The 12,171-nt window shown below is 32.6% G+C and carries 17 protein-coding genes and 1 riboswitch; of the genes, 14 read left to right on the top strand and 3 right to left on the bottom strand.

Going from position 1 to position 12,171, the window contains the following annotated elements; all coding sequences use genetic code 11:
- The first annotated feature begins 2 nt into the window (after positions 1-2).
- The 4 genes from BDW31_RS09260 to fabZ all read left to right on the top strand — a co-directional run bounded on the left by BDW31_RS09260 (position 3) and on the right by fabZ (position 2,612).
- Complete coding sequence (locus BDW31_RS09260; protein ID WP_011275244.1) at positions 3-404, top strand: F0F1 ATP synthase subunit epsilon; 402 nt, start codon at positions 3-5, stop codon at positions 402-404.
- Between the two features lie 127 nt (positions 405-531).
- A complete protein-coding gene (locus BDW31_RS09255) occupies positions 532-765 on the top strand; it encodes a DUF1146 family protein (RefSeq protein ID WP_110709595.1) in 234 nt (77 codons plus the stop codon).
- 104 nt (positions 766-869) lie between these two features.
- Positions 870-2,135: a UDP-N-acetylglucosamine 1-carboxyvinyltransferase gene (gene murA / locus BDW31_RS09250; RefSeq protein ID WP_110709593.1), complete on the top strand. Its 1,266-nt coding sequence runs from the start codon at positions 870-872 to the stop codon at positions 2,133-2,135.
- 39 nt (positions 2,136-2,174) lie between these two features.
- On the top strand, positions 2,175-2,612 hold the full coding sequence (gene fabZ / locus BDW31_RS09245; RefSeq protein WP_110709592.1) for a 3-hydroxyacyl-ACP dehydratase FabZ: 438 nt from the start codon (positions 2,175-2,177) through the stop codon (positions 2,610-2,612).
- A 49-nt stretch (positions 2,613-2,661) separates the two neighbouring features.
- On the opposite strand, the gene BDW31_RS09240 is transcribed toward fabZ, so the two are convergent.
- Positions 2,662-3,105: a YwpF-like family protein gene (locus BDW31_RS09240; protein WP_110709590.1), complete on the bottom strand. Its 444-nt coding sequence runs from the start codon at positions 3,103-3,105 to the stop codon at positions 2,662-2,664.
- A gap of 188 nt (positions 3,106-3,293) precedes the next feature.
- Between BDW31_RS09240 and BDW31_RS09235 the strand changes: the two genes are divergently transcribed.
- From BDW31_RS09235 to yidC, 7 genes are all read left to right on the top strand, one after another.
- A complete protein-coding gene (locus BDW31_RS09235) occupies positions 3,294-3,692 on the top strand; it encodes a single-stranded DNA-binding protein (RefSeq protein ID WP_110709589.1) in 399 nt (132 codons plus the stop codon).
- Positions 3,693-4,030: 338 nt separating this feature from the next.
- A complete protein-coding gene (locus BDW31_RS09230) occupies positions 4,031-4,738 on the top strand; it encodes a transglycosylase family protein (RefSeq protein ID WP_110709587.1) in 708 nt (235 codons plus the stop codon).
- A 109-nt stretch (positions 4,739-4,847) separates the two neighbouring features.
- A riboswitch (TPP riboswitch) is annotated at positions 4,848-4,950 on the top strand.
- 75 nt (positions 4,951-5,025) lie between these two features.
- Positions 5,026-5,715, top strand: a complete 690-nt coding sequence (gene tenA, locus BDW31_RS09225) for a thiaminase II (protein ID WP_110709586.1) — start codon at positions 5,026-5,028, stop codon at positions 5,713-5,715.
- Complete coding sequence (gene thiD / locus BDW31_RS09220) at positions 5,708-6,529, top strand: bifunctional hydroxymethylpyrimidine kinase/phosphomethylpyrimidine kinase (protein WP_037551958.1); 822 nt, start codon at positions 5,708-5,710, stop codon at positions 6,527-6,529. Before tenA ends, thiD begins: the two co-directional genes overlap by 8 nt.
- Positions 6,522-7,313: a hydroxyethylthiazole kinase gene (gene thiM / locus BDW31_RS09215; RefSeq protein ID WP_110709584.1), complete on the top strand. Its 792-nt coding sequence runs from the start codon at positions 6,522-6,524 to the stop codon at positions 7,311-7,313. Before thiD ends, thiM begins: the two co-directional genes overlap by 8 nt.
- A 1-nt stretch (position 7,314) precedes the next feature.
- Entirely contained in the window at positions 7,315-7,953 is a 639-nt protein-coding gene (gene thiE / locus BDW31_RS09210; protein ID WP_037551962.1) for a thiamine phosphate synthase, read from the top strand.
- Between the two features lie 88 nt (positions 7,954-8,041).
- Positions 8,042-8,917, top strand: a complete 876-nt coding sequence (yidC, locus tag BDW31_RS09205; protein WP_037551964.1) for a membrane protein insertase YidC — start codon at positions 8,042-8,044, stop codon at positions 8,915-8,917.
- A 64-nt stretch (positions 8,918-8,981) separates the two neighbouring features.
- Here the strand turns inward: yidC and BDW31_RS09200 are convergent, their stop codons facing one another.
- Complete coding sequence (locus BDW31_RS09200) at positions 8,982-9,623, bottom strand: HD domain-containing protein (RefSeq protein ID WP_110709583.1); 642 nt, start codon at positions 9,621-9,623, stop codon at positions 8,982-8,984.
- Between the two features lie 99 nt (positions 9,624-9,722).
- Positions 9,723-11,207 (bottom strand): cardiolipin synthase, encoded by a 1,485-nt coding sequence (gene cls / locus BDW31_RS09195; protein ID WP_037551969.1) that lies wholly within the window; start codon positions 11,205-11,207, stop codon positions 9,723-9,725.
- A gap of 229 nt (positions 11,208-11,436) precedes the next feature.
- Here cls and BDW31_RS09190 point away from each other — a divergent pair, with 229 nt between their 5' ends.
- The 3 genes from BDW31_RS09190 (at position 11,437) to BDW31_RS09180 (ending at position 12,151) form a co-directional block, all read left to right on the top strand.
- Positions 11,437-11,688 (top strand): metal-sensitive transcriptional regulator, encoded by a 252-nt coding sequence (locus BDW31_RS09190; protein ID WP_375342106.1) that lies wholly within the window; start codon positions 11,437-11,439, stop codon positions 11,686-11,688.
- Between the two features lie 11 nt (positions 11,689-11,699).
- Positions 11,700-11,906 (top strand): putative copper chaperone CsoZ, encoded by a 207-nt coding sequence (csoZ, locus tag BDW31_RS09185; protein ID WP_037551971.1) that lies wholly within the window; start codon positions 11,700-11,702, stop codon positions 11,904-11,906.
- Between the two features lie 107 nt (positions 11,907-12,013).
- Entirely contained in the window at positions 12,014-12,151 is a 138-nt protein-coding gene (locus BDW31_RS09180; protein WP_011275260.1) for an Lmo0850 family protein, read from the top strand.
- Positions 12,152-12,171: the final 20 nt, after the last annotated feature.

The raw sequence follows: 12,171 nt of genomic DNA, 5'->3' as shown, positions 1-12,171 counted from the left end.
TAATGAGTACAGTTAATCTTGATATTGTCACTCCTAATGGTTCAGTCTACGAAAAAGATGACGTTGAATTAGTTGTTTTTCAAACTACAGCTGGTGAAATGGGTGTCATGAGTGGGCATATTCCGACAGTTGCCGCATTAAAAACAGGCCATGTAAAAGTGAATTTTAGAAATGGTACTGAATATATAGCTGTTAGTGGTGGCTTTGTTGAAATTAGACAACATAAAGTATCTGTCATTGTTCAAACAGCTGAAACTGCAAGTGAAATTGATGTAGAACGAGCTAAATTAGCTCGTCAAAGAGCACAATCTCATTTAGAAGATCAGGATAACAGTGATATAAACAGAGCTAAAAGAGCGTTGGCAAGAGCTGAAAACCGCTTACGCGTAGCAGAATTAAAATAATTAAAAAGGTTTGGAAACTAACATTAGTTTTCAAACCTTTTTTATGTTGTATCATAGTCACGATTAGTACCATTCTGTGCTTATTTAATGTACAATATAGTACAGAAATCTAAAAGGAGAGAATGTCATGGATTATATTGAACAATTTGCAATAGTACACTTAATTTTACATGTTCTGTGTATTTGCGTAGCTTATTGGGCATTAAACTCTCTAAAATTAGATCAATTTTTTAAAAAAGGCTATGCTACTCAAGTACAAGTTTGTCTAATGTTTTTAGCAGTATTATTGGGTACAACTGTCAGTAATTTTTTAATTGATTTATTACAATTCTCAACACAAGTGAAATTTTTATTTCAATAATGAGTTTATTGTAAATTCTTTTTAAAAATGGATATAATAAATAAATAATTGATTGAAAATCGGGAAATGATGATAGTAATAAGAGTTTAAAGTGGAGGATTATTATGGATAAAATAGTTATAAAAGGTGGCAATCGCCTAACTGGAGAAGTTAAAGTTGAAGGAGCTAAAAATGCAGTTTTACCAGTACTAACTGCATCACTGTTAGCATCAGAAGGTCAAAGTAAACTTGTTAACGTTCCAGATCTAAGTGATGTTGTAACAATAAATAATGTGTTATCAACATTAAACGCTAATGTGGAGTATAACAAAGAAGAAGGTGCTGTATTAGTTGATGCATCTACAACATTAAAAGAAGAGGCACCTTATGAATATGTTAGTAAGATGCGTGCGAGCATATTGGTTATGGGTCCTTTGCTAGCTCGATTAGGACATGCCATTGTCGCATTACCAGGTGGTTGTGCAATTGGTGCACGACCAATAGAGCAGCATATTAAAGGTTTTGAAGCTCTAGGTGCTGAAATTCACCTTGAAAATGGAAATATTTATGCTAGTACAAAAGATGGTTTAAAAGGTACAGATATTCATTTAGATTTCCCTAGTGTAGGTGCAACTCAAAACATTATTATGGCTGCTTCACTTGCAAAGGGTAAAACAGTAATTGAAAATGTTGCTAAAGAACCTGAAATTGTTGATTTAGCAAATTATATCAATGAAATGGGTGGTAAAGTTACCGGAGCTGGTACTGATACTATTACAATTCATGGTGTCGAAAAATTAAGAGGTGTTGAACATTCAATTATTCCAGATAGAATTGAAGCAGGTACCCTTATCATAGCTGCTGCAATTACACGTGGTGATGTATTTGTTCGAGACGCTGTGAAGGAACACATGACTAGTTTAATTTATAAACTAGAAGAAATGGGTGTTAATTTAGATTTCCAAGAAGATGGTGTAAGAGTCACTGCTGAGGATGAACTTAAACCAGTTGACGTTAAAACATTGCCACATCCCGGATTCCCAACAGATATGCAATCACAAATGATGGCGTTATTATTAACAGCTGAAGGCCATAAAGTGATAACTGAAACAGTCTTCGAAAATAGATTTATGCATGTTGCCGAATTTAGACGTATGAATGCAAATATTACTGTAGAAGGCAGAAGCGCTAAAATACAAGGTAAGAGTCAATTACAAGGTGCTCAAGTTAAAGCAACGGATTTACGTGCAGCTGCGGCATTAATATTAGCTGGTTTAGTAGCTGAAGGTACAACTCAGGTTACTGAATTGAAACATTTAGACCGTGGTTACGTTAATTTCCATGAGAAATTAAAATCATTGGGTGCTAACATTGAAAGAGTAAATAATTAATAATATATTTTTCGTATAAACTTCTGGAGGATTTACATTATGAAAACAATTTTCGATTATAATCAAATTAAACAAATCATTCCACATAGACAACCATTTTTACTAATAGACCGTGTAGTTGAATATGAAGAAGGCAAAAGATGTGTGGGCTTAAAACAAGTATCTGGTAATGAGCCTTTTTTCCAAGGACACTTTCCAGATTATGCTGTGATGCCTGGCGTACTAATTACTGAAGCTTTAGCTCAAACAGGAGCTGTTGCTATGCTAAACAGTGAAGAGAATAAAGGTAAAATTGCTTTATTTGCTGGTATTGATAAATGTAGATTCAAAAAGCAAGTAACTCCTGGTGATACTTTAATGTTAGAAGTAGAAATTACTAAAATTAAAGGTCCGATTGGAAAAGGTACAGCTAAAGCAACTGTTGGTGGACAATTAGCTTGCAGTTGTGAACTAACTTTTGCAATTCAAGATGCTTAAATAATAAAAAATTGCCTCCTAACTTAATAAAGTGTTAGGAGGCAATTTTTTATTCTCTCTCAAATTTTTCTTCTTTAAGTTTTGGTTTTGATTGCATCATTCGATTGAATGTTATTTTTAACTCTTCACCAGAAAGACCTTCATCAATTAGCTGTTCTAATAAACTCTCTGCATATACTTGACGTAAAGTATAAATATGACAGTCAAATACTATTGACATTGTTGTTTCGAATTCAGAAATGCTTTTAATTGTGGCATCAAATAAAGCGGGATCATTTGAAGGACGCGTTATCACGACTCTAATGTCCAATAAAGTTTGATCATCATAATATTTTTTCATTGTCTCATAATGTGCATTTGAAATGACAACCTCTAAGAGCCAACCTGTGCCACTATTTTCTTTATTAATGATTACACCATCTTCTAACTTGAATTCAGTTATTCCACCATTTTCGTTAACGATTTGAAAACGTACAGCTTTAAATGTCTTCACTTCATCACATCCCCAAAAAAATTTAAAATTATGCAAAAAATGAAATTATTAATAATCTAATATGAGTTTTACAATTATTTTCTTTAAATATATCAAACTTTGTGTATTAAGAGGAATAAAAATATTAAAAATAGAATTTTGACGCCTAAATTATAAATGAATAATATAGTTATAGAAGGAGGTGACACATGCTAAATAAAATTGTGATAGTAGGTCGATTGACCAAAAAGGCACAAATATTTGAAAACGAGGAGGTGAAGATAGCTACGTTCTGTGTTGCAACTGACCGTAATTATAAAGATGAAAATAATGAAATAGCTTGTGATTATATTTTTTGTAAGGCATTTGGTAAAATAGCAACAAATATAGAATCATATACAGACCAAGGCACTTTAGTTGGTATTACAGGACAAATGAGATCTCGTAAGTACGATAAAGATGGTCAAACGCACTTTGTGACTGAATTATATGTTGAAACAATTAAATTTATGTCCCCTAAATCTAAAAACGATAATAATCTTCTTAACGCCACATATGATGAAGACGCTTATTCCTTTGATCACCTTGAAGTGATTGATGTTAACTAATGTTCTAATAACTCCATCCCTATTTACTATAAAAACTTCTTTTAATTATACTCATGGCCTCTCTTATATAAAGAATTTATAAGGGAGGCTATTAAATTACCCGTTTATTTATCTGAAAGATTTCATAAATATTACAAAGAAAAGATGTTTATATACCTATTCAAAGCTGTCATGATAGTTTGCAATTGAAATAATTATGGTTTTACTAATGTAATTTCTATGTAAAAAAGTCCTGTCTTTTTTAATTTCACTGTAACCTACTATGATTTTATGGATGTTAAAGTTGTACTTGTAAAAATAAATTAAGACACAAACATTCTTAGGAGGATATATATATTATGAAAAAGACAATTATTGCTTCATCATTAGCAGTAGGTTTAGGAGTAGTTGCTGGCAACGCTGGACACGTAGATGCGAGCGAAGCTCAAGTAAATAAAGCAGAATTAGCTCAATTAGCTCAATCAAATGATCAATCATTAAATGATAGCCCTATTCAAGAGGGTGCTTACAATGTAACTTTTGATTATGAAGGTTTCACTTATCATTTTGAATCAGATGGTACTAACTGGAGCTGGAACTATGCACAATCAGGTCAAGCTTCTCAACTACAAGATGTAAGTGCACAAGCTTCAACTGTTTCTAATCAAACTTCAGCTGAACAAGTTGGTTCTCAACAACAATCTAGTCAAGTTCAACCAACTCAAACACAACAAGCACCTCAAACTGAACAAACACAACAACCACAAACTGAAGCTACAACTTCTAACTCAAGTTCTTCAAATAACAATGCTTCAAGTGGTTCTTCTGTAAATGTTAACAGTCATTTACAACAAATTGCACAACGTGAATCTGGTGGCGACATTACTGCTATCAACCCAAGTTCAGGTGCAGCAGGTAAATATCAATTCTTACAATCTACTTGGGATTCAGTAGCTCCTGATGAATATAAAGGTGTTTCACCAGCACAAGCTCCTGAACACGTACAAGATGCTGCAGCAGTTAAATTATATAACACTGCAGGCGCTTCACAATGGGTAACTGCATAATATAGTAATTTAATCATTTAAAGTAAGAGTGGAACAGTGAATTTTGTTCCACTCTTTTTTGTTTTGTTTGATAAAAAGCAGTCATTTTGATATTGTTAAATTAATAGATTAATGCTACTAGGGGAACCATAGTAAATGGCTGAGATGATTAATTCAGACCCTTACAACCTGATTTGGTTAGTACCAACGTAGGAAAGTAGTTATGTAAATGTTACGTTCTCTTTATTGAATGATAGCTACATTTCTACGTTGAAATGTAGCATTTTTTAAATTTAAGGAGGATTAATATGACATTTTCAACTGAGATTAAAGAGGCTGCGCAACCTATTATTGAAGAGATTTATAATGATGGTTTTATACAAGACCTATTAAAAGGGGATTTAGATGCTCAAGCAGTACGTCAATATTTAAGAGCAGATGCGTCATATTTGAAAGAATTTACAAATTTATATGCACTTCTTATCCCAAAAGCGCCATCAATGAAGGATGTCAAATTTTTAGTTGAACAAATTGAATTTATGCTTGATGGTGAGGTTGAAGCACATGAAATCCTAGCAGATTATATCAACGAACCTTATGAAGAAATTGTTAAAGAAAAAGTATGGCCACCTAGTGGAGATCATTACATTAAACATATGTATTATCACGCATATGCTCATGAAAATGCTGCGTATACTATAGCTGCAATGGCACCTTGTCCTTATGTATATGAAGTAGTAGCTAAAATGGCATTAAAGGATCAAAACCTAAATAGAGATTCTGTTACAGCAAAATGGTTTGATTTCTATAGTACAGAAATGCGACCATTAATTGAAGTATTTGATAATTTATTAGATAAATTAACAACAAATTGTACAGAACAAGAGAAGAAAGATATTAAAGAAAGTTTCTTACAAAGTACCATACATGAACGTAATTTCTTTAATATGGCTTATATTAATGAACAGTGGAACTTCGGAGGCGATAAAAATGCATAAACCCAAAATTGCTTTAACAATTGCAGGAACTGATCCATCAGGTGGCGCTGGTGTGATGGCCGATTTAAAATCATTTCATTCCTGTGGCGTCTACGGTATGGCAGCGATTACAAGTATCGTTGCGCAAAACACTAAAGGCGTTCAACATATCCATAATCTTGAGACAAGTTGGGTACAAGAACAATTAGACAGTGTCTTTAATGATGAATTACCACATGCTATTAAGACAGGCATGATTGCAACTCATGAAACAATGGAGTTAATCCAACATTATTTGAAACAACACTCAGATATTCCATATGTTATTGATCCAGTTATGCTTGCTAAAAGTGGTGATTCACTCATGGATGATGATACTAAGAAACATTTACAGAATACATTACTACCTTTAGCAGATGTCGTCACGCCAAATATTCCTGAAGCAGAGGAAATTACAGGTATCAAACTAGACACTGAAGAAAATATACGAAAAGCTGGTAACATATTTATTAACGAGATAGGTAGTAAAGGCGTCGTAATAAAAGGTGGGCATTCAACTGATTTAAACAATGCCAAAGATTTCTTGTTTACTAAGGATGATGTATATACTTTTGAAGATCAACGCTTTGATACAAAACATACTCACGGCACCGGATGTACATTTTCAGCGGTAATTACTGCAGAACTTGCAAAAGGGAAATCAATCTATGAAGCGGTAAAAAAAGCTAAGAAATTTATTTCATTAAGTATTCAATATACGCCAGAGATTGGTCAGGGTAGAGGGCCGGTAAACCATTTTGCTTATATGAAGAAAGTAGGTTTAGATGATGAATAACTTAGAACGTTTGAGACAAGAGAACCCTCTAGTTGTATGTTATACAAATGATGTCGTGAAGAATTTTACAGCCAATGGTTTACTCAGTATCGGCGCGAGCCCAGCAATGAGTGAAGCACCTGAAGAAGCGAGGGAATTTTATAAAGTCGCTGGTACATTACTTATTAATATTGGCACGATGACTAAAGCAAATGAACAAGACATATTGGAAATTGGTAAAATTGCGAATCAACAAGGAACACCGATTGTATTTGATCCAGTGGCAGTTGGTGCATCTTCATATCGTAAAGCATTTTGCCAAAAATTCTTATCAGAAGTGAAAGTATCAGTAATTAAAGGAAATGCCTCAGAAATTTTAACGTTAGTAGATGCGACTACAACGATGAAAGGTACAGATGGTGAAACTGACTTAGATGTTGTAGAAATAGCTAAGAGAGCCCATGAGGAATTGAATACAGCCATCGTGTTAACAGGTAAAGATGATGTTGTTGTCCAAGGTGGCAAAGTTGTCAAGTTATATAATGGGTCACCTTTATTAGCTAAAATTACTGGTGCTGGATGTTTACTCGGTGGTATTGTAGCGAGTTTCTTATTTAGAGAAGAAAATCCAACACTACAAGTGTTAGAAGAAGCAGTGAGCATTTATAATATTGCTGCTGAAATTGCTGAAAAGGATCAACAAGTGAATGGACCAGGTACATTTTTACCCAAACTGTTAGATCAAATGTATAACATTGACTTTAATACTTACCAACACCAAGTCAAAAGACAAGAGGTTGAATAATATGTTTAATTCATCATTATTAAACGTTTATTTTATTTGCGGTACACAAGATGTTCCAGAAGAAAAAGATATTAGAGTAATACTAAAGCAAGCTTTAGAAGCTGGAATTACCCTTTTTCAATTCCGTGAAAAGGGGCCAACATCATTAGATGGTGTTGCGAAAGAAGATTTAGCAATTGATTTATTAAAACTATGTCATGACTATCAAGTACCATTTATTGTAAATGACGATGTTGATTTAGCTGAAAAAATAAATGCAGACGGTATTCATGTAGGGCAAGATGATGAAAATGTGAAGTCTTTTGCTGAACGTTTTAGAGATAAAATCATTGGGCTTAGTATTGGAAATGAGAAAGAATATTATCATTCGGATTTAGAACACGTTGATTATATTGGAGTTGGACCTATGTTTGCAACAATCTCTAAAGATGATGCTAACGCACCAGTAGGTCCATCAATGATTGCTAAAATAAAGAACATCAATCCTTCGTTACCAATGGTAGCAATTGGAGGCATAACAGAAGACAATATTGAACCTATTGCTCAAAATGGTGCAGATGGTGTTTCAGTTATTTCAGCGATTGCACGTAGTCATAATATTGACAAGACTGTTACTAAAATGAAAAGTTATTTCAAATAAATAATAAAATTTTTCTTTTTTTGTTTTCTAGTACACGGTTACTATGATAAAATAATCTCTATGTGAATATATCAATAGAGGTGTAAAAATGAAGAAGAAAGCGTTACTACCTTTGTTATTAGGGGTAATGGTCTTTTTAGCCGGATGTGACTATTCTAAATCTAGTAATAGAGATGGATTTTTCTATAATACATTCGTAGAACCAATGTCTAAAGTATTACATTGGTTAGGCCATTCAGTATTTAACGATGACTACGGTATTGCAATTATCGTATTAGTTTTAGTAATACGTATTATCTTGTTACCATTCATGCTATCAAACTATAAAAATAGTCATTTGATGCGTGAAAAAATGAAAGTTGCCAAACCAGAAGTTGATGGCGTGCAAGAGAAAGTTAAACGTGCACGTACTCAAGAAGAGAAAATGGCAGCAAACCAAGAAATGATGGAAGTTTATAAGAAATACGATATTAATCCAATGAAGAGTGCATTAGGATGTTTACCTGTATTAATTCAAATGCCAGTTGTCATGGGATTATACTTTGTATTACGTTACCGTATTGGTGGCGGTATTGCAGAACATCCTCACTTCTTATGGTTTAATTTAATACATCCTGATATTTGGATTACTATTATTGCCGGTGTGCTTTACTTTATCCAAGCTTGGGTATCAAGTAAGCAAATGCCTCAAGAACAACGTCAAATGACATATATGATGATGATTGTATCACCAATCATGATTATTTGGATTTCATTAAGTTCGGCTTCAGCTTTAGGTTTATATTGGTCAGTCAGTGCGGCATTCTTGATTGTTCAAACTTACTTCGCCAATATGTACTATGAAAAAGTTGCTCGAAGAGAAGTTGCACCAATGATTGAAAAATTTGAGGAAAATAATAGTAACTCAAATAAAAAAGGTAAAAACACTCAAGTCGTTTCTAAGAATAATAAAAAGAAAAAATAAATTAGTTTAATTGAAACTAGTAAGTAAAAAGGCCGATATCCTTACGTAGGGTATCGACCTTTTTTTATATATGCCATTCTTTATAAAATTGATTTAAAAACTGTTCCATAAACGCATGTCTTTCTCTAGCTAATTTTCTAGCAGTTTCAGTATGCATTAAATCTTTTAATTTTAATAATTTATCATAAAAGTGACGTATAGCTGAAGGTTCTAAATTAGTAATCGTTTCAATATTAGGTATGTCTCTATGTGGTGATTCTGTCCACATTGGCTCGTTAAAATGGCCTGAAAATTGAAATGCTCTAGCAATACCAATAGCACCAATCGCATCTAGTCGATCAGCATCCCTAACAATTTGTCCTTCAATAGGAAGGTCTACATGATTATTTTGTCCATTTCTATAACTTAAATGCTGAATGATGTAAATAATCTTTTGTTGTTGATCAAAAGATACACGAATGTTCTTTAAAAATGTTTTTAAACAATCTAAAGCATTGGCTTTATTTGTTAACTTATCATCAATGACATCATGAAGTAATGCAGATAGTGTGATAATTAAATATTCTCCTTGTTGCTCGCATTTAGAGATTGTTTGAGCTAGTGACGTTACACGTTCTACATGTGCAATATCATGACCAGAATAATCATTTTTATGAAAATCTTTCATATAACGATGGGCTAATTCTATTTGTCGTGTTACATCCATTTTAATCTCCTTATTGTTCAGATAAGTTCGGGACTAAAGTAGTATTTTAAGTCTATTATATTTTCAATGTAATTTTTTAAACTACTATATCTAAATTATCTATAGAATAGGTGAAAGTAATTGAGATATACCTTCTTTAAATTTGATCCACAGGCTTCGTTTATTATATAAGTCTTCAGTGAGTCGGTAGGATACTTTCATATCTTGAATAAATGCTTCTTTTAGTTGAATTGCAATTGCTTCATCATAGATAAATGCGTTTACTTCAAAATTCAATGTAAAACTACGATTATCCATGTTGGCAGTACCTACTGAAGCAATTTCATCATCAATAATTAATGTTTTGGAGTGTAAGAAACCATTATCATAATGATAGATTTTCACACCAGCTGATAATAGAGAAGCTGCGTTTTTTAAGGTAGCCCAATAAACAAAAGGATGATCAGGTTTATTAGGAATCATAATATTGACCTCTACACCACCTAAAGCTGCTATTTTAATTGCATCAATGAAGGCTTGATCAGGAATAAAATAGGGTGATTGAATATAGATAGATTGTTTAGCTGAAGAAATCATTTTCAAATAACCATATTTGATTTGCTCCCAATCTTCATCAGGACCACTTGAGGCAATTTGTACACCTATTGTTCCACCAGAGTCTACATCAGGAAAATAGCGATCTTCATATTCGATTGAATCACGGTTTGATTGTGAATTCCAATCTAATATAAATCTCAGTTCAAGTGCGTTTACAGAATCTCCTTCTAATCGCAAATGAGTGTCTCGCCAATATCCAAATTTTTTATCTTTACCTAAATATTCGTCTCCTACATTAAAACCACCAACATAACCAATTTTACCGTCAATAATAACTATTTTTCTATGGTTTCGGTTATTCATACGGAGGTTTATAAGTGGGAGTTTAGAAGGGAAGAAAGATTCAACATGTCCACCTTTTTGACGGAAGTGTTTTAAATCTTTTTTTCTTAAAGTTCTTGATCCCATATCATCGTATAACATTTTAACTTCTAAGCCCTCATCAAGTTTATCCTCAAGTGCTGAGAGAATTCGATGACCTAATTCATCACTTTTGAAAATATAGTATTGAATATGTATATAATCCTTTGCATTTTTAATATCACTTAATAATGCATCAAATTTTGCATGGCCATCAGTATAAATCTTGATTTGATTATCAGTAGTAAGGAATGCAGCATTGTTAAAAAGTAACATGCGTACCATTTCTTTAAACTTAACAATTTGATGATTACCCTTTGAGAAATCGTCGCTTTCTAATGCTTCAATTTGTTCATCGACAATCATAGCAAGGCCTTTACGGTCTTCCTTTTTCAATTTAAAAATACGATTGCGTTGAATTTGGCGTCCTAATAGTAAATATAAAATAAACCCTATAATTGGTAAAAATACTAAAACAAGTAGCCAAGCCCATATTGAACCAGCACTACGCCGCTCCATAAAGATAATAACAAACGCAAAAATTAAGTTTAATATAAAGGCAGCAATTAAAATGATATTAATAATCAATGAGGAATGCGTGAAAGACATTGAATATATTTCTACCATAGTACGCCTCCTGTTTATTTTTTTAATTCTTGCAAGAATAAGATAAGTCTAGTACTTTCTTAAACTTAATTGTATCATGGCATTAACTAAATAGCATGACCCTTTTTCATGTAAATAAGTTACAGTGTTTGACGAATATGAAGGTAAATTATACGATATGATAGTACTATTAGAAAGGGTGACGACCTTGAATAATCATGAAAATGCACATCATTCCGAGCAAATTAAAATGAATTTAAAATCAAGACTAAATCGTATTGAAGGGCAAGTTAGAGCGATTAATCGCATGATTGAAGAAGATGCATACTGTGATGACGTGCTAACTCAAATTAGAGCTACAAGATCTGCATTAAATAGTGTGGCCACTAAGTTGCTAGATCATCATATGAAAAGCTGTATCATGGATAAAGTGAATAACGGCGCTCAAGAAGAAGCGATGGAAGAATTGTTAGTGACATTTCAAAAATTAATGAAAGATTAGGGGTTAATTAAATGAACTTTAGTGAAATTAGAATTAGTGAATTAAATACTGAAGAGCAAGCTAATTCGCTCCAACATAGACTTGAGAAGATGATAGGTGTAGATGAAGTAATTGTAGAACTAAATGACCAATTAGTTAAAATTTCTTTTGAAACACCAACGAATTTAAATAGTATTGAAAAAGAAATTTATGATGATGGTTATAAGGTATTAGGTTGATAAATTAAAATAATTTTATTAAATATCAATTTTATGCTGAATTAATGTAGTAAAACATCGATAATTGGGGTAGTATAACTTTGAAGTCATAAAACGAGGTGAAAGCCATGAGTAATTCGGATAAATTGCAAAATGTTGTTAAATTATTATCGTCATTAGGTGTGAATATTAAAAAAACTAAATCTCGTTTAGACATTATTAATACATTGCCAGCTACAACACCTGTGCGCCAAGAACTTAAATAGTCTGCTAGCAATTGATAAAG

This window comes from Staphylococcus sp. AtHG25 (assembly GCF_003217445.1).
Lineage (GTDB): Bacteria > Bacillota > Bacilli > Staphylococcales > Staphylococcaceae > Staphylococcus > Staphylococcus haemolyticus.
This window is presented reverse-complemented; position numbering and strand designations above follow the sequence as displayed.

What these genes read in the sequence shown, in the direction of transcription:
- BDW31_RS09260 (WP_011275244.1), top strand. Translation starts at nt 3, where the DNA reads ATGAGTACAGTTAATCTTGATATTGTCACTCCTAATGGTTCAGTCTAC.
- BDW31_RS09255 (WP_110709595.1), top strand. Translation starts at nt 532, where the DNA reads ATGGATTATATTGAACAATTTGCAATAGTACACTTAATTTTACATGTT.
- murA (WP_110709593.1), top strand. Translation starts at nt 870, where the DNA reads ATGGATAAAATAGTTATAAAAGGTGGCAATCGCCTAACTGGAGAAGTT.
- fabZ (WP_110709592.1), top strand. Translation starts at nt 2,175, where the DNA reads ATGAAAACAATTTTCGATTATAATCAAATTAAACAAATCATTCCACAT.
- BDW31_RS09235 (WP_110709589.1), top strand. Translation starts at nt 3,294, where the DNA reads ATGCTAAATAAAATTGTGATAGTAGGTCGATTGACCAAAAAGGCACAA.
- BDW31_RS09230 (WP_110709587.1), top strand. Translation starts at nt 4,031, where the DNA reads ATGAAAAAGACAATTATTGCTTCATCATTAGCAGTAGGTTTAGGAGTA.
- tenA (WP_110709586.1), top strand. Translation starts at nt 5,026, where the DNA reads ATGACATTTTCAACTGAGATTAAAGAGGCTGCGCAACCTATTATTGAA.
- thiD (WP_037551958.1), top strand. Translation starts at nt 5,708, where the DNA reads ATGCATAAACCCAAAATTGCTTTAACAATTGCAGGAACTGATCCATCA.
- thiM (WP_110709584.1), top strand. Translation starts at nt 6,522, where the DNA reads ATGAATAACTTAGAACGTTTGAGACAAGAGAACCCTCTAGTTGTATGT.
- thiE (WP_037551962.1), top strand. Translation starts at nt 7,315, where the DNA reads ATGTTTAATTCATCATTATTAAACGTTTATTTTATTTGCGGTACACAA.
- yidC (WP_037551964.1), top strand. Translation starts at nt 8,042, where the DNA reads ATGAAGAAGAAAGCGTTACTACCTTTGTTATTAGGGGTAATGGTCTTT.
- BDW31_RS09200 (WP_110709583.1), bottom strand. Translation starts at nt 9,623, where the DNA reads ATGGATGTAACACGACAAATAGAATTAGCCCATCGTTATATGAAAGAT.
- cls (WP_037551969.1), bottom strand. Translation starts at nt 11,207, where the DNA reads ATGGTAGAAATATATTCAATGTCTTTCACGCATTCCTCATTGATTATT.
- BDW31_RS09190 (WP_375342106.1), top strand. Translation starts at nt 11,437, where the DNA reads ATGAATTTAAAATCAAGACTAAATCGTATTGAAGGGCAAGTTAGAGCG.
- csoZ (WP_037551971.1), top strand. Translation starts at nt 11,700, where the DNA reads ATGAACTTTAGTGAAATTAGAATTAGTGAATTAAATACTGAAGAGCAA.
- BDW31_RS09180 (WP_011275260.1), top strand. Translation starts at nt 12,014, where the DNA reads ATGAGTAATTCGGATAAATTGCAAAATGTTGTTAAATTATTATCGTCA.